Source organism: Allobosea sp. 10L417, from assembly GCF_056395485.1.
In genome coordinates, this window is record NZ_JBFTJP010000002.1 from 524,308 (window position 1) to 542,460 (window position 18,153).

18 protein-coding genes are annotated in these 18,153 nt (G+C 65.8%); 8 read left to right on the forward strand and 10 right to left on the reverse strand.

The window, feature by feature from the left end:
* Positions 1 to 117: 117 nt before the first annotated feature.
* Together AC1DE3_RS08695 and AC1DE3_RS08700 are read right to left on the reverse strand one after the other, a co-directional pair.
* A complete protein-coding gene (locus AC1DE3_RS08695) occupies positions 118 to 1,386 on the reverse strand; it encodes an O-antigen ligase family protein (protein ID WP_441511203.1) in 1,269 nt (422 codons plus the stop codon).
* Positions 1,383 to 2,936 (reverse strand): undecaprenyl-phosphate glucose phosphotransferase, encoded by a 1,554-nt coding sequence (locus AC1DE3_RS08700; protein WP_441511204.1) that lies wholly within the window; start codon positions 2,934 to 2,936, stop codon positions 1,383 to 1,385. Before AC1DE3_RS08700 ends, AC1DE3_RS08695 begins: the two co-directional genes overlap by 4 nt.
* A gap of 527 nt (positions 2,937 to 3,463) precedes the next feature.
* Between AC1DE3_RS08700 and AC1DE3_RS08705 the strand changes: the two genes are divergently transcribed.
* Positions 3,464 to 3,829 carry a DMT family transporter gene (locus AC1DE3_RS08705; RefSeq protein ID WP_441511205.1) on the forward strand — a complete coding sequence of 122 codons (366 nt, stop codon included), beginning with the start codon at positions 3,464 to 3,466 and terminating at the stop codon, positions 3,827 to 3,829.
* Entirely contained in the window at positions 3,826 to 4,161 is a 336-nt protein-coding gene (locus AC1DE3_RS08710; RefSeq protein ID WP_441511206.1) for an SMR family transporter, read from the forward strand. Before AC1DE3_RS08705 ends, AC1DE3_RS08710 begins: the two co-directional genes overlap by 4 nt.
* A 101-nt stretch (positions 4,162 to 4,262) precedes the next feature.
* On the opposite strand, the gene AC1DE3_RS08715 is transcribed toward AC1DE3_RS08710, so the two are convergent.
* On the reverse strand, positions 4,263 to 5,438 hold the full coding sequence (locus AC1DE3_RS08715; protein WP_441511207.1) for a glycosyltransferase: 1,176 nt from the start codon (positions 5,436 to 5,438) through the stop codon (positions 4,263 to 4,265).
* A 19-nt stretch (positions 5,439 to 5,457) separates the two neighbouring features.
* On the reverse strand, positions 5,458 to 6,018 hold the full coding sequence (locus tag AC1DE3_RS08720) for a polysaccharide biosynthesis/export family protein (protein WP_441511208.1): 561 nt from the start codon (positions 6,016 to 6,018) through the stop codon (positions 5,458 to 5,460).
* 180 nt (positions 6,019 to 6,198) lie between these two features.
* Between AC1DE3_RS08720 and AC1DE3_RS08725 the strand changes: the two genes are divergently transcribed.
* Complete coding sequence (locus AC1DE3_RS08725; protein ID WP_441511209.1) at positions 6,199 to 8,364, forward strand: GumC family protein; 2,166 nt, start codon at positions 6,199 to 6,201, stop codon at positions 8,362 to 8,364.
* Positions 8,365 to 8,379: 15 nt separating this feature from the next.
* Here the strand turns inward: AC1DE3_RS08725 and AC1DE3_RS08730 are convergent, their stop codons facing one another.
* Positions 8,380 to 9,606 (reverse strand): GNAT family N-acetyltransferase, encoded by a 1,227-nt coding sequence (locus AC1DE3_RS08730; RefSeq protein WP_441511210.1) that lies wholly within the window; start codon positions 9,604 to 9,606, stop codon positions 8,380 to 8,382.
* 130 nt (positions 9,607 to 9,736) lie between these two features.
* Between AC1DE3_RS08730 and AC1DE3_RS08735 the strand changes: the two genes are divergently transcribed.
* Entirely contained in the window at positions 9,737 to 10,789 is a 1,053-nt protein-coding gene (locus tag AC1DE3_RS08735) for a polysaccharide deacetylase family protein (RefSeq protein ID WP_441511211.1), read from the forward strand.
* A 6-nt stretch (positions 10,790 to 10,795) separates the two neighbouring features.
* Here AC1DE3_RS08735 and AC1DE3_RS08740 read toward each other — a convergent pair whose 3' ends face one another.
* Entirely contained in the window at positions 10,796 to 11,005 is a 210-nt protein-coding gene (locus AC1DE3_RS08740) for a DUF2842 domain-containing protein (RefSeq protein WP_441511212.1), read from the reverse strand.
* A gap of 78 nt (positions 11,006 to 11,083) precedes the next feature.
* Here AC1DE3_RS08740 and AC1DE3_RS08745 point away from each other — a divergent pair, with 78 nt between their 5' ends.
* The gene (locus AC1DE3_RS08745; protein WP_441511213.1) at positions 11,084 to 12,205 is read left to right on the forward strand and encodes a COX15/CtaA family protein; all 1,122 of its coding nucleotides are present in this window, start codon (positions 11,084 to 11,086) and stop codon (positions 12,203 to 12,205) included.
* A 102-nt stretch (positions 12,206 to 12,307) separates the two neighbouring features.
* On the opposite strand, the gene AC1DE3_RS08750 is transcribed toward AC1DE3_RS08745, so the two are convergent.
* From AC1DE3_RS08750 to AC1DE3_RS08760, 3 genes are all read right to left on the reverse strand, one after another.
* On the reverse strand, positions 12,308 to 13,585 hold the full coding sequence (locus tag AC1DE3_RS08750) for an O-acetylhomoserine aminocarboxypropyltransferase (protein ID WP_441511214.1): 1,278 nt from the start codon (positions 13,583 to 13,585) through the stop codon (positions 12,308 to 12,310).
* Positions 13,586 to 13,653: 68 nt separating this feature from the next.
* A complete protein-coding gene (locus AC1DE3_RS08755) occupies positions 13,654 to 14,877 on the reverse strand; it encodes an FAD-dependent oxidoreductase (protein WP_441511215.1) in 1,224 nt (407 codons plus the stop codon).
* A gap of 106 nt (positions 14,878 to 14,983) precedes the next feature.
* Positions 14,984 to 15,514 (reverse strand): CoA-binding protein, encoded by a 531-nt coding sequence (locus AC1DE3_RS08760; RefSeq protein WP_476779675.1) that lies wholly within the window; start codon positions 15,512 to 15,514, stop codon positions 14,984 to 14,986.
* Positions 15,515 to 15,660: 146 nt separating this feature from the next.
* On the opposite strand from AC1DE3_RS08760, the gene AC1DE3_RS08765 reads away from it, so the two are divergent.
* Positions 15,661 to 16,089 (forward strand): hypothetical protein, encoded by a 429-nt coding sequence (locus AC1DE3_RS08765; protein WP_441511217.1) that lies wholly within the window; start codon positions 15,661 to 15,663, stop codon positions 16,087 to 16,089.
* A 41-nt stretch (positions 16,090 to 16,130) separates the two neighbouring features.
* On the opposite strand, the gene AC1DE3_RS08770 is transcribed toward AC1DE3_RS08765, so the two are convergent.
* Positions 16,131 to 16,940: an enoyl-CoA hydratase gene (locus tag AC1DE3_RS08770; protein WP_441511218.1), complete on the reverse strand. Its 810-nt coding sequence runs from the start codon at positions 16,938 to 16,940 to the stop codon at positions 16,131 to 16,133.
* A 128-nt stretch (positions 16,941 to 17,068) separates the two neighbouring features.
* On the opposite strand from AC1DE3_RS08770, the gene AC1DE3_RS08775 reads away from it, so the two are divergent.
* Entirely contained in the window at positions 17,069 to 17,494 is a 426-nt protein-coding gene (locus AC1DE3_RS08775; RefSeq protein WP_441511219.1) for a PaaI family thioesterase, read from the forward strand.
* A 196-nt stretch (positions 17,495 to 17,690) separates the two neighbouring features.
* A complete protein-coding gene (gene rplM / locus AC1DE3_RS08780; RefSeq protein WP_441511220.1) occupies positions 17,691 to 18,152 on the forward strand; it encodes a 50S ribosomal protein L13 in 462 nt (153 codons plus the stop codon).
* Position 18,153 lies beyond the last annotated feature (1 nt).

The following is an 18,153-nucleotide window of genomic DNA, read 5'->3' on the forward strand; positions in this document are numbered from 1 at the left end:
AGGCGCGCAAGACGAGCCGCGTCATCGTGGCGGATCCGATCGGATGCGGCGCAGCCGGGGTTTGAGCTGTCGCCCTCGCAGCTTGGGTCCATGCCGGCGCCCGCAGGACTATCGACGCTATCGCTGATTGCGGCCGGATTCGTACCGCGCGGCGGCTTCTGCCGGTGAGGCCGGCTTCGGCAAGGCCGCGAGCCCCCAGACGAGGCCGATCATCAGATAGAGATGCCGCCAATGGTCGGTGTCGATCTGAAGGCCCTGCAGGATCGTCACGAACAAGACCGGCCACAGCACGATCGCATGCTGCTGCCACGGCCGGCGCTGAAACACGAGGCGCCAGCCGACATAGCAGGTCGCGGCCATCAGCCCGAGCCACGCCACGCCGCCCAGCCAACCATAGGAAGCGAAGGCGTTGATGTAGACGTTGTGGGGATCTTCCGTGAAATGCCAGCGGAAGCGCAGGGGACCGAACCCGTTCGGTGCTTCGAGCAGAAGTGAGATCGAGCGAAACTGGTTGCCGAAGCGCCCGGTCACGCCCTGATCGTAGCTCTGGTCGAGACTCGCACGGGTTTCGAAGACGCTGCGGATGTTCTCGAAGGAGAGCGCGACGGCAAGTGCGGCTGCCGCGGCCATGAAGGCGACAAGCGTCAGCAGCGCGATGCGGCTGCGCTGCGTGCCATTGGGGGCGGTCAGGAATGCGAGCCCGATCATCAGCAGCGCGGAAGCGACCAGATTGCCCCAGGCTCCGCGGGAGAAAGTCAGAAACAGCGCGAACAACGGTACGCTGATCAAGGTGAGCCCGCGGAGGAGGCCGGACCGGCCGGTCAGGATCCGGTGCAGGACATAGAGGATCGGCAGGACGAGGTAGGGGCCCAGCACATTCGCATCCTTGAAGGTGCCGGACGCGCGTCCATAGAGCGTGAAGAGGCTGCCCAGGCCGGCGACGTCGAAATAGCCCAGCACGCCCGCGATGCCCGCATACCAGGCAGCGAAGAGGTAGCCCTTCCACAGGGTCTCCAGCCGGCTCGTCGCATCCTCGGCCATGATTGCCGCAAAGAAGATGCCGGTGATCATCAGATAGACGGAGACGGCGGTGAAGCGGACCGAATCGATCTCGTCCATCCATGGAATGAGCGAGAAGATGCCACCGATGTTGTAGAGGAGCAGCAGCACGGCCAGCGGCAGCAGCTTCTGCGAGAAGCGGATGCCGGCGAGGGCGAAGACGAAGAGCGTCAGCAGGAAGACGAGTTCGTAGGGCGAGGGCTCGACCAGCGCGAAGCCGCTGGAGGCGCCGAGGAGCCAGAGCGTCCCGCGCTGGATCGCCGCATATGAGATCGCGAGCCGGGGGCCCGGCGCCTCATGCGACGGGTGCTCGGCGAAGGTGCTCAATACGCGTTCTCGTTCTTGGTCAGCAGCGAGAACGGAGTCTTGAACAAGATGTAGAGGTCGAGCAGCACAGACCAGTTCTCGATGTAGTAGAGATCGTGCTCGACGCGCCGCTGGATCTTCTCGTCGGTATCCGTCTCGCCGCGCCAGCCATTGATCTGGGCCCAGCCGGTGATGCCGGGCTTCACCTTGTGCCGCGCGAAATAGCCGTCGACGACCTGCTCATAGGCGCGATTGGCGGTCGAGGCGTGGATGGCATGCGGGCGCGGCCCGACCAGGGACAGGTTGCCCTTGAGGACGACATTCAGCAGCTGTGGCAGCTCGTCGATCGAGGTCTTTCGGATGAAGCGGCCGACGCGGGTCACGCGCGGATCGCCTCGCGTCACCTGCTTGGCCGCCGCATAGTCGCTTTTGTCATGGTAGAGCGAGCGGAACTTGAAGACCTCGACCATCTCGTTGTTGAAGCCGTAGCGCTTCTGGCGGAAGAAAACCGGTCCCTTGGAATCGAGCTTGATGGCGATGGCTGTCGCCAGCATCACCGGTGAAAGCGCGATCAGCGCCAGCACGCCGACGACCTTGTCGAATATCCATTTGACGACGATGTCCCAGTCGGCGATCGGCCGGTCGAAGACATCCAGCACAGGCACGGTGCCGAAATAGGAGTAGGAGCGCGGCCGCAGCCTCAGCTTGGAGAGATGCGCCGACAGACGGATGTCGATCGGCAGCACCCAAAGCTTGCGCAGCATGGTCAGCAGCCGCGCCTCCGCCGAGATCGGCAGGGTGAAGATCACCAGATCGAGCTTGGTGCGGCGCGCGAACTCGACGAGGTCGTCGATCGTGCCGAGCTTGGGGTAGCCGGCGACAAGATCGGGTGAGCGTTCGTCGTTGCGGTCGTCGAAGACGCCGCAGATGCGCAGGCCCGTATCCTTCTGGCTTTCGAGGGCCCGGATCAGCGCCTCGCCCGCCTCGCCGCCGCCGACGATCGCGGTGCGCCGTTCCAGCCGGCCGTTGCGGGTCAGGTGGCGCACGCCGAGCATGACGACGATCCGGCCACTCAACAAGGCGGCGGCGCCGGCGAAGTAGAAGCCGACCAACCAGCCGCGCGAGACCTGATCGCTGATCTTGAGGATGAAGAAGACCGCCATTGTGACGAGGAAGAGCATCGTCCAGCCGGTGAGAAGACGCACGGCGCTGGCGATCAGGTTGCGCAGCGCACCGATCGGGTAGAGCTGCAACGCCTGGAAGGTGCCGAGAGCTGAAACGGCGAGTGCCGGGATGGCGATTTGATAGGGGAGGGCATATTCGTGCCTGCCCGCCACGTAGAGCCAGTAGATCAGGGCGCCTGTTGCGATCACGGCGAACGCGTCGACCAGCCGGGCGACACCTTCGATCATGACGGGTGATAATGTCGGCTTGACCGGGATGGCGGCGATGCGCTCGGCGAGGGGGTGAAAGCGCCGCGTCTGGCCCGCTTCCGCCCCGCCGAACATCGTCGGCGTTGCCGAGGCGGCCGCGTCCGCCTTCATCATATCGCGGACATCGAAAGTCCCCATAGCGTCCAATCCTCAAGCCGGATCGCAGCGCCGGGCGCGGCGGTCCCGGTCGCGGTCTATCCGAAATTGCTCACGGAACGCTTAACCCGGCCGCTTCTTCTTTCGCAGGATCGGAAAGGGATCGGGCGAGACGGAGGCGTCCCTGACCTCAAAATGCCCCGTGCGACGGGGCCTGAAAAAGCATAATGCGAAAACCCGATTTTGTCGTGGCGGGCCAATGGCTTGCTCGGGGGTAAAGCTACGTAAAAATCAGCCGGATTCTCGTAAGTCGTTGTTATTGCAAGTTATCGAGAGTTGACAATCGCGATTGGCGCCGGCATATTCCTCTGCGATGAGTGTCTGAGAAGCATATATCGCCCGCTTGGGGCATGGCGTCGGGAGCGTTATTTTTCTCCTTGCGCCGATTGTCGAGGTCAAGCCTCCGCAATCGCTTCTTTTCGGAACTGTCGATTTAAAACTCTAACGATTGCTTGGCTGTCCCTGCGTCGCATCTGCGATGTTCAGCGCCGGCTTCGCCCGTGTGCAAAATGTCTTTTCACTGGTTGGTTCTGCTCGCGGCCATTGCCGTCGAGATCGTCGCGACGGCCGCGCTGAAGTCGGCCGTCTCCGCACCCTGGCTCATCGGCGCCCTGCCGCTGGTCCTGATCGGCTTTTCTTTCATCCTGCTCAGCATTGCGCTGCGCGTCATCCCGATGGCGGTGGCTTACGCCGTCTGGGAGGGGGTGGGCATCGTCGGCATCGCCGTCATCGGCCATCTCCTCTTCGGGGAGCATCTCACGGCCGGCCGCGCCCTCGGCCTTGCTTCGATCCTGGGCGGCATCCTGCTCATCGAGAACGGCGTCGGCCATGGCCGCAAGCAGGATGAGCCGGTCGCTGAGGGGAGGCTTGTGTGAATGTCTCGTTCATTCAGGCCGCCCCCTTCCTCTGGCTGCTGCTGGCGGTCACTTTCGAGATCGCCGGCACCTATCTGCTGAAGCTGTCGGACGGCATGAGCCATCGCGTGGCCGGCGCCGGGGGCATCGTCTTCGTCATGGGGGCTTTCGCTGCCCTGGCTCAGGCGATCAAGGGCATGGATCTGGCTGTCGCCTATGCCGTCTGGGGCGGCGCTGGTCTGGTGATCACGGCGGTCGTCGGTGCGCTGGTCTTCGGTCAGCGCATCCGGCCCGTTGGCTGGCTCGGCATTGTGCTGGTCGTTGCCGGCGTCGCCGCGCTGAAGCTGGTCTGACGCCGCCTCAGGCCATGCCGCGCGCGACCATAGCATCGGACCGAAAAGTGGAATCCACTTTTCGAAAAAATCCGATTCGATAACAAATAGATAGATCGCTGTTACCGCGTCCGATAGGACGCGCGGCGATCTATGGCGTCGCGATAGGCGGCGATGACGCCGTCGACCATGTTATGGATGCAGAAGTTCTGGCGGACATGTGCGGCCAGATCGACCGCCTGGGCCAGCCGCTCCGATTCCGGTGTTTCGAGCATCGTACGAATCGCACCGGCGAGGATCTGCGGATCGTCGGTCTTGATCAGCCGGTTGCGGTGCCGCTCTCCATAGATTTCAGCGATCCCGCCGACATCTGTCGAGATCAGCGGCTGCGCCGCGGCCGCCGCCTCGAGGATGACGTAGGGGAGGGACTCGGCGCGTGACGGGATCACCATCACATGCGCTTGCGCCAGCGCCTTGCGAATGGGGCCCGGAGGTTCGAACACGCATTGATCGGCGATGCCGCGCTGATGCGTCATCTGCCGCAGTTCGGCCTCGTCCGGCCCCGAGCCGACGATCAGGAGGCGCGGCTTCAGCCCGTCGCGCTGACGCAGCAGCTGCAGTGCGTCGATCAGCGTGTCGACGCCTTTCGCCGAGCGCAGTTCGCCGAGATACAGCAGATCGAATTGGGCCTGCGCATGATCGATCGGCTCGAATTCGGCATCCGAGACCCCGTTCAGGACAACGCGATGGCCGGTCCGCGGCGCATGCCCGATATGCGCTTCGAAACGCCCGGCGATGAAGCGGCTTTCGAACAGGAACATGTCCGTTGCGCCCTCGAGCAGGCGTTCGACCGCCATATAGACCCCGTGCTCGCGGCTGCCGGGGTTATAATTGAAGCTGCCGCCATGCGGCGTATAGGCGGTGACATAGCGTCGTCCGGGCGAGAGAAGCGCCGGGAACCGGCCGTAGACGCCGCCTTTCGAGCCATGGCAGTGCACGATGTCGGGGGCCAATCTGCGCCGCACTGCGACGGCTGAGAGCTGCGCCTTGGCGTCGGTCATGCTCGGATAGCGAGACATCGGCACGCGCGTCACGCCAAGTGCCAACTGGCCTGACAGCTCCCGGAAGACTTCGTCGGCTCTCGGGCCGCCGGTGTTCGAGTCGCAGAAGATGCCGACGGCGTGCCCACGCTCCACCTGACCGCGGGCCACGTCGAGGACGTGCCGGAACAGTCCGCCGAGGGGCGCGCGGAAGACATGCAGAATTCGTAAGGGGCGCGTGCCGGCAGCGTCCGTCATGGCAGGAATCCGCTGTGCTTCAGAACCAGCGTTCCTTGATGACGATCGTATCTCCGGGCTGGACGGGGTACGTGATCGGCACGGTCGCGGTGACAGTCTGGCCGTCGATCTGCCGGGTGACTTCTGCCGAGGAGCGCTGTCCGCGCGGGGTGAAGCCGCCAGCGATCGCAACTGCGGTCTGCACGGTCATGCCGTTGACGAAGGGGAACTGGCCCGAGGTGGTGACTTCGCCCAGCACGAAGAAGGGGCGATAGGTGTCGACCTCGACCGAGACCTTGGGCTCGCGCAGATAGCCGCCACGCAGCTTGGCTTCGATCGCCTGTGCGAGCTGCTGGGTGGTGCGGCCCTGCGCTTCGACGGTGTTGATCAGCGGCATGGAAATCCGGCCCGAACCGTCGACCGCATAGATGTTCGACAGATTATCCTGCCCGAAGACGATAATGCGCAGCCTGTCCCCGCTGGCGAGCCTGTAGGGGCCCGCCGGCTCGGCAAGTGTATAGTCCGACGCCACATATTGGGGCGCGCATGCGCCCGCCAGCATGGCGGCGGCCAAAGCGAGAGAGGCGAGGCGTCGACTCATCACAAGGCTATCCGTGCAGAATACGCCCGAGCTTTAGGCGCCATATGGTTAAAAAAGGCTTCCCGGCCGCCTGCGTTAAGCGGCGGAAGGCCGTCTTAACCGGGCAATAACCTTACTGAGGCTTCAATGACGGCCGCGTCCCTGTCCGGGAGGCGTGAGTATTGCGTTCAGAGGTGTGTCATGACCGCTCAGGCAGGGATTGAAGCGCGCAGCGTCGGCGATGGCCGGGGCGACATGCTCGACCTCTCCGCGTTGTGGGCCGCGATCAAGCGGCGCAAGCTCTGGATCATCGGGCCGACGGTTGCGGCGCTCGGCCTGTCGTTCCTTGCGGTCAACGTCGTGACGCCGCGCTATACGGGCGAGGCGCGGCTGCTGCTGGAAAGCCGCGGCACGTTCTACGCATTGCCGGGCCAGTCGCTGCCGGACACCTCCGGTCAGTTCGATGCCGAGGCGGTGCAGAGCCAGGTCCAGGTCATCATGTCGCGCGATCTGGCGCGCGAGGCGATCAAGCGCATCGGTCTCGTCGGGAACCCCGAGTTCGATTCCGGCGTCGGCGCGCTGAGCAGCGTGCGCAAGCTGGCGGTCATGATCGGGTTGGGGGGGCACCCCGCCGATCGCTCGCCGGAGGATCGCGTCCTCGAAAAGTATTTTGACCGGTTGCTGGTCTTCCCTGTCGGCCGTTCACGCATCGTGTCGATCGAGTTCACCTCGGTGGATCCGGCTCTGGCTGCGAAAGCGGCGAACACCATCGCCGAGACCTATCTTGAGTTCCAGGAGGCGGCGAAGCAGGAGAATGCCCGCAGCGCCTCGAACTGGCTTTCGACCACGATCGAGCCGCTGCGCAAGCGCGTCGCCGAGGCCGAGGCGAAAGTCGAGGATTTCCGTTCCAAAAACGGCCTTCTGGTCGGCTCCAACAACACGACCATCACCTCGCAGCAGCTCACCGATCTTTCGAGCCAGCTTTCGGCCGCCCGCAGCCAGCAGACCGAGGCGCAGGCCAAGGCCGGCCTGATCCGCGATGCGATCAAGCAGGGGCGGACCTTCGAGATCCCCGATGTCGCGAACAATGACCTCGTCCGCCGCCTGATCGAGCAGCGGGTCAATCTGCGCGCGCAGATCGCGGCGGAATCGCGCAGTCTCCTGCCCGAGCACCCACGGATCAAGGAGCTCAACGCCCAGCTTCTCGACCTCGAAGGGCAGCTGCGCGCCGCAGCCGAGCGGACCGTGCGGACCCTGGAGAACGAAGCCAAGATCGCGGGCCAGCGCGTCGAGAGTTTCCAGGCGGCGCTCGACGGACAGAAGAAGAATGTGTCGTCCGCCAATGACAGCGAGGTGCAGCTGCGGGCACTGGAGCGCGAGGCGCGCACCCTGCGCGATCAGCTCGAGCAATATATGCAGCGCTATCGCGAGGCGGTGGCGCGGGACACGCTGAATGCCACGCCGGCGGATGCCCGCATCATCTCGCGCGCCGTCGAGCCGACCGAGCCGTCCTTCCCGAAGAAGGTTCCCGTCATATTGGTTGCCACGCTCGCGACCTTCCTGGTCGCGCTGGCGACGATCGTCACGCGTGAGTTGCTCGACGGCCAGGGCCGGCCGCTGCCGGACTCTCCGCGCCGGCCGCGCTGGGTCGCAGCCGGCACGAACGAGGACGAGGCGGAGCAGGCAAGGCCTGCGCCGCAAGAGCCTCGGCACGAGCGGGTCGCCGGCTTGCTGACCCATGCCGGGCGCCTGGGTCAGCTGCGGCTCGACCTCGACCGGCCGGAGCGGGTGCTCGCGGAGATCGCCGAGCGGACGCAGGAGGCGCCGCGCGGCATGGCCCCGATGATGCTCGTGCTCGATGGCGGCGGAGAGGGGGCTGCCAACGCGCGTGACCTTGCCAAGCTGCTGGCGCAGCGCTGCCGCTGCATTCTTATCGACCTGGCGGCAGATGATGAGCACGACGAGCCCGGCTTCTCCGAGCTCCTTGCAGGCGAGGCGCTGTTCTCCGACATCATCATGCGCGCGCCGGGCTCACGCCTGCACAGCATCGGGCCCGGCCGTGCCGGCCGTGCCGCCGTGCTGGCGGCGCCCGATCTCGTCGACGTAGCACTCGATGCGCTCTGCGAAACCTATGACTGGGTGCTGGTCGCCGCGGCTTCCAGCGACGATGGCGCCATGCTGAGCCCCGTCGCCCGCCGCGCCCAGGGCGGGCTGGTGATGAGCGGCCAGTTCGGCAATGGCCACGCCCTCGAAGCGGCCTATCGCCTGAGCGAGCTCACCGAGGCGCCGGTCACGCTTGTCCTCGATGCCGAAGGCGGCGTTCCCGCGGTCTCGTCGCCGCGCACCGAGGTGTCGGCCGGGGCATGATCGCCTCGGCGGAGCTTATTCCTCGTCGCGCTTCTTGCCGTGCAGCCAGCCCGATGCTCGCTGCGCCAGCCTGAGCGCTAAGGGAGAGGCCTTGATCCGCCGCTTGAGCTCCCGCTTCGCCCGGGCCGTCGCGGCGAAGAGCCGGCCCTTCAAGGTGAGCGGCAGAAAGGTGTCGACCAGATCGTCATGGTCGTCGCAGAAGGTGGTCTTGTAGCGTGCTTCGCCCACGCCGAGATCGAAGACGGCCGACCCATCATTGCATTTCTGCCGGATCAGCTCGGCCAGCAGCAATTCTCCCGGGCTGGTCCGGATGGTTTCGCTGTCCATGTCGAACGAGGTCGCCATCCCCGAGAACCGCTCGCCTTGCGCGGCGCCGACATAGGTGGCGACGCTTTTCCCCGCCAGATCGAGCGAGTAGAGCTCGATCCTCGGCGCCGCCTCATCCGTGCCGACTGCCGCGCGCGACAGGAATGCGCGCACTGCCGGCTCGGCAAACGGATCTCGCACACCCATCGCGCGGAAGCGCGCCGCCTTCTGTTCTAGGAACGCCAACAGGACGCGCTCGATCTCGTCGGGCGTTCCCGCGCGGATCATCGTCGAAGGGCCGAAATCCCTGAAGCGGCTGTGCTTGTTCTTGAGCTTCTTGCGCGCATGGCTGCTCATTGAGCGCTTCAGCGTGGCATCGCCGTCGCCAGCGATCAGCGCGAGCTTGTAGGCCCGGCTCGGGCTCGGGCCGGCGGCGAGAAGGGCAGGCGGATTGGCCTGGCCTTGCCATCGCGCCGGCTGATTGACGAAGACGAGCGCGTCCAGACCGCCGATCGCCGCGCCGATCTCGGCGAGCATCTGCTGCGCAAGCGCTGCATCGAGCCTGGCGGCGAAGGCAGGAGCATAGAGACCCATATGGTAGTTCGCATGCTTGCCGCCGATGAACTCGGCGAAGCGGATGCCGTTGCGACGGGTGATGACCAGCGGCAGCAGCGCGCAGAGCGCTCCCTGCGCGTCGCGAAGCAACGCGTAGCGGAATGTCATTAGCTCGGCGGCGCCCACCGTCTCGACGAAAGGGCGGACCCAGCCATAGGCCTGATAGGGCGTGACCAGCGCCTGCGCCTCGAATTCAAGCCAGGCCCCCTCGAGCGAACGGATGTCGCTCTCCACGGAGATCGATGCCCAGGGCCGCATCTCTGCATGGCTGGCAGCGGCATCGGTTCGCGGGTGCGATGTTTCGGCGGCGATGGCAGGCATGGCTTCTCGGCCCCTCGGCGGATTGAGGCGTATCCTCCTTAACCCGTCATTGTGAACGGATCGGTCATGATCCTCCGGCCCGGCAGCGCCATTGTGCAACAGCGTTAGCGGGTGGTTGCACGGAATGGCGATGAACGGACGTCACAAGGCCATCGCGGCCGCATTCAAGCTGATGGCGGCGACGGGCGCGGATCGCTGGGGCCGCAGCTTTGCGCAAGGCGCAGGGATGATCCTGACCTTGCACCATGTCCGTCCGCGGCTGGCGCGTGGCTTCGCGCCCAACGCGTTGCTGGAGATCACGCCCGAGTTTCTCGACGAGGCTCTCAGCCTCATCCGGGCCGAGGGCTACGACATCGTTTCGCTCGACGAGGCCGTCCTGCGCCTGCAGCAGCCGAAGCGCGGCCGTTTCTTCGTCGCGCTGACCTTCGACGACGGCTATCGCGACAATGTCGATCACGCGTGGCCGGTGCTGGCGAAGCATGGCGCGCCGTGGACGCTCTTCGTTACGCCGGGCTTTGCCGATCGCACGGCGCGGCTCTGGTGGCTGGAGTTGGAAGAGGCGATCCGTATCTTGCCGCGGCTCGACATCGCCTTGCCTGAAGGCCCCTGCACGGCCCGCACCGAGACCGACGCCGAGAAGAATCGTGCTTTCGACAGGCTCTATTGGCGTCTGCGCAAAGGGCCGGAGACGATTCTCCTGTCGGCGATTTCCCAGCTTGCCGCGCAGGCCGGCATCGATGCCACGGCTCTGGTCGAGCGCGAATGCCTGCCATGGGAGACGCTACGGTCGCTCTCCGGCGCGCCGGGCATCACCATCGGCGCCCACACCCTGACGCATCCGATGCTAGCCAAACATGATGCCGAGGCCGCGCGCCGCGAGATCGCCGAGAGCAAGGCGCGGCTGGAGGCGGAACTGGCAATGCCGATCCGCCATTTCGCCTATCCTGTCGGTGATCCCGGCTCGGCTGGGCCGCGCGAATTCGCGCTGGCGCGGGAGGCGGGCTTCGAAAGCGCTGTCACGACGCGGCCGGGGCATCTTTTTGCCGAGCACGCCGCCCATCTCCATGCCCTGCCGCGCGTCTCGCTCAACGGCCTCCACCAGAACGAGGCTGCGCTGCGGGCGCTGTTGTCAGGGCTGCCGTTCTGGCTGCGGAACCGGGGACGCAGCCTTGATATCGCCTGACGAGGCTCAGGCCTCGTCCTTGCGCTCCATCCATTTGATCAGTGGCAGAAGCGGCAGCACCCAGGCGAGGCCGAGCGCGACATAGGCGATCGTCTGGACGAGCTTCGGCGCCTCGGTGATCCGGCCCTGCGCCAGCGCCATCGCAACCAGCGCGTAGACGCAGACGAAGACGAGGATCAGCACCGTTCCGAGCAGCTTGCGGTTGCGTTGTCTCATCGGGTTCTCCGCCGCTCGCTCGGGCCTTGCATCGCTCCTGCGGCATTGCAGGCGTTGTCGCGCTGTCGCGACGGGTCTATGTCACCGCAATCAGCGCTTGTGAAGCGCCAGCCAGCATCTGCGACCGAAAGCCCGCCCGTGACCCTCGCCCTCGACCAGACCCGCGCCGACGCCAAGGCCGCTCATGCCGGCATCCGCCGCTGGCTCTGGGCGGTGGCGGGCCTCGTCTTCCTGATGGTCGTCGTCGGCGGCGCGACACGGCTGACGGGCTCGGGCCTCTCCATCACCGAATGGAAGCCGATCACAGGTGCGCTGCCGCCACTCTCGGCCGGGGCCTGGACCGAGGAGTTCGCCAAGTATCAGGCGAGCCCGCAGTACCAGATCCTCAACAACGGCATGAGCCTTGGCGAATTCCAGTTCATCTACTGGTGGGAATGGGGCCATCGCCAGCTCGGCCGCTTGATCGGGCTGATCTATCTCGCCGGTTTCCTCGTCGTGGCGCTGCGCCGCCTGCTGCCGGCGCGGCAGATCGCGACGCTGTTCGGCATGGGGCTGTTGCTCGGCCTGCAGGGCGCGATCGGCTGGATCATGGTCGCGTCCGGCCTCCAGCCCGGCATGGTCGCGGTCGCTCCGGTGAAGCTGACGCTGCATCTCACCTTCGCCGGCTTGTTCTTTGCTTCGGTCGTGGCCTTCGCGACGACGCTGACGCCGCTGCGGCGGGTCGAACCGGCGCGGGGCAGGGCGACCGCCTGGCTGCTCCTGCTGTTGCTCTTCGTGCAGGTTGCGCTCGGCGGCCTCGTCGCCGGCTCCAAGGCGGGCTTCACCTTCAACACCTGGCCGCTGATGGACGGCACGCTCGTCCCGCCCGGCTCGCTGCTCTTCGCCCAGACGCCGTTCTGGGAGAACTTCGTCGACAATGTTGCGCTCGTGCAGTTCGACCACCGCATCGGCGCCTACGTTCTTTTTGCCGTCGCGCTCTGGAACGTCCTGCGGCTGCGCCGCGCCGCGCCGGGATCGGGCAGCGCCAAGCGCGCGACCGCCATCGCCGGGCTCGTGCTGGCCCAATCGGCGCTCGGCATCGTTACGTTGCTGCTGGTCGTACCGCTTTGGGCCGGGCTCGCCCATCAGGCGCTCGGCTTCGCCGTTCTGGCGATGGGCGTGGTGCACCTCACGCGCACTGAGCAGGCGGCGCGCTGCTGAGATTTTCGCCGACCGTCGCATAAACAGAAAGGCGCCGTCGCCGGCGCCTTTTTGGTCTGCAGGTCTCGGGAGGTGCGTGGCTCCGCTCCAAGACGCGGAAGCTCAGGCCAGCGCCTGATCCAGATCGTCGATCAGATCGGCGACATCCTCGAGCCCGATCGAGAGCCGGACCACCTCCGGGCCCGCGCCGGAGGCCGTCTTCTGTGCATCGCTGAGCTGTCGGTGCGTGGTCGAGGCCGGGTGGATCACCAGCGAGCGCGTGTCGCCGATATTGGCGAGATGCGAGAACAGCTTCAGATCCGAGACCAGCTTGACGCCGGCATCGTAGCCACCCTTCAGACCGATGGTCATGACCGCGCCGCCGCCCTTGGGCGAATAGCGCTGGGCGAGTTCGTAATACTTGTTCCCCGGCAGGCTGGCATAGCTGACCCAATCGACGGCGGGATGGGTCGACAGATGCTTGGCGACCGTCAGCGCGTTCTCGCAATGGCGCTGCATGCGCAGCGGCAGCGTCTCGATGCCGGTCAGGATCATGAAGGCGTTGAAGGGCGAGAGTGCCGGACCCATGTCGCGCAGCCCGAGCACGCGGGTGGCGATGGCAAAGGCGAAATTGCCGAAGGTTTCGCCGAGCACCATGCCGTTATATTCCGGCCGCGGCTTGGACAGCATCGGATAGCGCTCGTCGCCGACCCAGTTGAACGAGCCGCCATCGACGATCACGCCGCCGACCGAATTGCCGTGGCCGCCCAGGAATTTCGTGGCGGAGTGCACGACGATGTCGGCACCGTGCTCGAAGGGGCGGATCAGATAGGGGCTCGCCATCGTGTTGTCGACGATCAGCGGGATGTTGTGCTTCTTGGCGATGGCCGCGATGCCGGCGATATCGACCACGACGCCGCCGGGATTGGCGATCGACTCGATGAAGATCGCTTTGGTCTTGGGCGTGATGGCGGCGGCAAAGCTCTCGAGATCGTCGGAGTCGGCCCAGATCACGCTCCAGCCGAAGTTCTTGTAGGAGTGGTTGAACTGGTTGATCGAGCCGCCATAGAGCTTCTTGGCCGCGACGAACTCGTCACCGGGCTGCATCAGTGCGTGGAAGCACAGGAATTCGGCGGCGTGGCCTGAGGCGACCGCAAGAGCAGCCGTGCCGCCTTCAAGCGCCGCGACACGCTCTTCGAGCACGGCATTGGTCGGGTTGCCGATGCGCGAATAGATATTGCCGAAGGCCTGCAGCCCGAACAGCGAGGCTGCGTGGTCGACGTCGTCGAAGACGAAGGAGGTCGTCTGGTAGATCGGCGTGGCGCGTGCGCCTGTCGCCGCATCGGGAGCCGCCCCGGCATGGATGGCGAGTGTGCTGAAACCCGGTGCGCGATCGGACATGGCGTTCTCCCTGGCACTTCTGACGAAACCGTTCGTTCGATTTAACGAACGCGGTCGGCAGCGTCAATTCAGGGGCGGGGCGCCAGTTCCGGCCCGATATGCTCCGGCCGCAAGCCCATGCCGACGAGCCGCGCCGGGATGCGGCGCAGCAGCGGGAACCATCGGAGGAGCTTGAGCGGGAAGGGCGGCTGCACCGGCCCGCTGCCGGCAAGGATCGGGGTGATCAAGCGATTCTGGATCGCGACCTGCAAGGCTTGCGTCGCCTTTGTCGGAAAGGCCCGGCGTTCCTGCACGGCGGCGAGATCGCTGTCGGCGACGCGCTTCTCGCGCAATGGCGCGGCAAGCCGGTTGGCGGCCGCGACCGCGTCCTGGATCGCCAGGTTCACGCCGACGCCGCCGATCGGCGACATCGCATGCGCGGCATCGCCGATGCAGAGCAGCCCCGGCTGCCACCATTGCGCCAGTCGGTCGACCGCGACCGAAAGCAGCTTGAGATCGTCCCAGCTCGCGATCTCGCCGGTACGGTCGGCCAGGATCGGCAGCAATTCGGCGAGGTTCGCCCTGAAGGCGTCGAGCCCGGCAGCCCGGAGCTTCTCCAGCGCCCCTTTCGGGATGACATAGGCGCATTGCCAGTAGTCGCCGCGGTTCAGCATCACGGCGAAGCGTCCACGCGCAACCTGCCCGAAGGTCTGCGCCGCATCGCTCGCGCGCCGGGACAGGCGGAACCAGAGCACATCCATCGGCGCGCCGATCTCGTGGACCGAGAAGCCGCCGGCCTGCCGCAGATCCGAATGGCGGCCATCCGCCGCAACGACGAGATCGGCGGTGATCGTCGTCTCGCCATCCTGCGTCTGCGCGGTGATGCCGGTGACGCGCCCGCCCTCGCGGATCAGCCCCGTCGCCTTGGCCCGCATCAGCAGATGGAAGTGCGGCAGCTCGCGCCCGCGATCGGCCAGGAAATCGAGGAAGTCCCATTGCGGCATGAAGGCGATATAGGGCGCCGCGACCGGCAGATGGCTGAAATCCGCGATCGGCACGTCCTGATCGCCGAAGCGGGCGACGATGCTGCGCTCCTCGGTATGCGGCAGCTTGAGGAAGTCGTCGAGCAGGCCGAGCTCCTGCATCAGCTGCATCGTCGAGGGATGGATGGTGTCGCCCCGAAAATCCCGCAGGAAGTCGGCGTGCTTTTCGAGCACCGTCACATCGACGCCGGCCCGCGCCAGCAGGAAGCCCAGCATCATCCCCGCCGGGCCGCCGCCGGCGATGCAGCAGGTCGTCGCAAGCTCGCGCATTGTCCTGCCTCTCCCTTGCGCGTCATTCTCGGGCTTGACCCGAGAATCTCGTGACCAGCTCTCTGGTCTCCGAGATGGTCGGGTCAAGCCCGAGAATGACGCGGATTTATGTCCCCGGCCGGTTGATCGTCAGCTTCTGGAAGCCCTTGCCTGCGAGCGCAGGCTTCTTGGCGGAGAGGATGCGCGAATTGATGCCCTGCCAGCCGATCTCGCCCGACAGCCGAGCATACTCGATCTTCGGGCAGCGGTTCATGATGACTGTGACGCCCTTCGCCTCGGCGCGGGCCGCGGCCTCGTCGTTGCGCACCGAGAGCTGCATCCAGATCACCTTGGGCAGGGGATCGAGCGCCAATGCCTCGTCGGTGATCGGCCCAGCTGCCTGAGAGTTGCGAAAGATCTCGACCATGTCGATCGGGCCGGGAACCTCCTTGAGCGAGGCGTAGACCGTCCTGCCCAGGATGGTCTGCCCGGCGAGGCCGGGATTGACAGGAACGACGTCGTAACCGCGGTCGAGCAGGTATTTCGTCACGATCCAGCTAGGGCGCGCCTCATTCGCGGAGGCACCGACAAGCGCGATCCGCTTCGTTTCGCGCAGAATGCGACGGATCGCGGTGTCATCGTAGGATTCGTGGCTCAATTGCGGGCACTCGCAGAAAAGTGAAGGGTACCGGAACGCTCCAACGGCATATCAACGTACGCTCAACATAGGCCCGCCATGCTTTGGTGCTTTGCTGGCGCGTCGGGGATGGCCCCCGACTTGTCAGTAGAAACGGAGGGCCTGCCATGTGCGACTATAGCCTGCACAATGTGATGTCCACTCCAGCCAAGGTCGGCGACGAACTGGTTTCGACCCGCTTTCCGCAAGCGAGCACCCGCGGCTTTTGCGCTGTCGGCCGGCCGGACGTGGCCGTCTGCGTGATGCCCGGCACGGAGCTGGCCTTCGCGGCCGATATCGAGTGTGATCGTGGCATGGGGCTGCTGCCGAACCGGAGATATCGCGCCCGGGTCGCACGGTTCCGCCAGGTCGACCTCGACAAGCCCTATGTCCATCACGACGCACTCGAGCTGCCGGATGGACGCCTGGTCATGGTGACGAGCCTGGTGGAGGGTCAGTGCGCCACGGTCCTGCAATTGCCGGCCGAGCCGGCGCGCGAGGGCGAGGCCGCCACGCCTGCGCCGGTCGTGGAACACCACTATCGGGAAATCGTCTGAATGCGCTGCAGATAAGCCCGGCAGTCGATGCGCCGGGCCTGCTATGATTCCCAGATCGGCGCGCGCTTTTCCATGAACGCGCCGATCCCTTCCTCGGCGTCGCGCGCGAGCATGTTCTCGACCATGACCGCCGTAGCGTGGTCGTATGCGGCCTTCAGCCCCATCTCGCGCTGCTCGTAGAAGGCGCGCTTGCCGATCTTGACCGTTGCCGGTGATTTCGAGGTGATGATGCCGGCGAGCCGCTGCGCCTCCGCCAATGCGTCGCCGGCCGGCACGACGCAGTTGACGAGCCCCATCCGGGCTGCCTCCGTTGCCGGCACCATCTCGCCGAGCAGCAGCATCTCCAGCGCATGCTTGGCCGAGAGATTGCGCGAGAGCGCGACCATCGGCGTCGAGCAGAACAGGCCGATATGGACGCCCGGCGTGCAGAAACGGGCGTCGCTGCCGGCGACAGCAAGGTCGCAGCTCGCTACGAGCTGGCAACCGGCGGCAGTCGCCGTGCCCTCGACGGCCGCGATCACCGGCTGGGGCAGGGCGGTGATCTGCTGCATCACGCCTGAGCAGCGCCCGAGGATATCCGTGAAATAGGCCCGCCCACAATCTGCATCGGCGCGATGGGCGGTCATTTCCTTCAGATCATGCCCGGCGCTGAAGACGGGGCCGGCGGCGGCGAGGATGACGACGCGCACCGAGCGGTCGGCGGCGATCGCGGTGAAGGCCTCGCTCAGCGCGGTCAGCATTGCTTCGCTCAGAGGATTGCGAGCCTGCGGGCGGTTCAGCGTCAGCGTCGCGATACCCTCGGCATCCCGCCGCAGGAGGATGGCGGTGGCCGGTTGGTGATGCGCGTTCATGACGATCCTTCCCGGCGCCGCCTGCGCTGCCCTATTTGCGCGAGCCGCCTTCGCGTTTAGGCCTATTGTCGGGGGCAGCCGGCCATGCTGCAAGGGGAGAACTTCCGCCTTAGCCTTCGGTTTTTCGCATGACGATCCGCATGAGCGCCGCCGAGATCGAGAGCTATCTCGACGAGGTCTTTCCGCAGCTCCACCATGGCGGCCGCACCTACTTCATCGAGGAGGTCGGCCCGATGACGGCCCGGATGCGCTGCGACTACCATGAGAAGCATCTGCGCCCGGGCGGGACCATTTCGGGGCCGACGATGATGGCGCTGGCCGATCTCGCGCTCTACGCGGCGATCCTCGCCCAGATCGGCCCGGTCGGTCTCGCGGTGACGACGAGCCTCAACTTCAATTTCCTGCGCAAGCCCGGGCAGGCAGCCCTGATCGGGGAGGCGAAGCTGCTCAAGCTCGGCAAGCGGCTCGCCGTCGGCGAGGTCTGCCTCTATTCGCAGGGCGAGACCGAGATGGTCTGCCACGCGACGGGGACCTATTCGATCCCCGCACGCTGATCCCCGGTCCTGCGTGGAAGAATGATGCGGTATCAGGATACCTTTATTCTCATCGCTATGAGAAAATTGCGTTTTTCGGAAACCTGCACTTTAGAAGCGGCTTGACAGCCGGCTCCACGCCTCCTATTGCCAGCCCACACCGCCGCCGGACCTCCGGCGGCTTGTCCTTTTCTTACGCAACCGAAGGGTGCCCGCGATGAAGACCGTCTCGCTCAAGCCCGCCGATGTCGAAAAGAAGTGGGTTGTGATCGACGCCTCCGGGCTCGTCGTCGGCCGTCTCGCCTCCGTGGTGGCGATGCGTCTGCGCGGCAAGCACAAGGCCGCCTACACCCCCCATGTCGACTGCGGCGATAACGTCATCGTCATCAATGCCGAGAAGGTCTCCCTGACCGGCCGCAAGCGTGACCAGAAGGTGTACTACCACCACACTGGCTTCCCGGGCGGCATCAAGGAGCGTTCGGCCAAGTTCATCCTGGAAGGCCGCTTCCCCGAGCGCGTCGTCGAGAAGGCCATCGAGCGCATGCTGCCGCGCGGCCCGCTCTTCCGCCAGATCCTCGGCAATCTGCGCGTCTACAAGGGCGCGGAGCATCCGCACGCTGCCCAGTCGCCGGAGGCGCTCGACGTCGCCGCGCTCAACAGCAAGAACAAGAGGGTCTGAC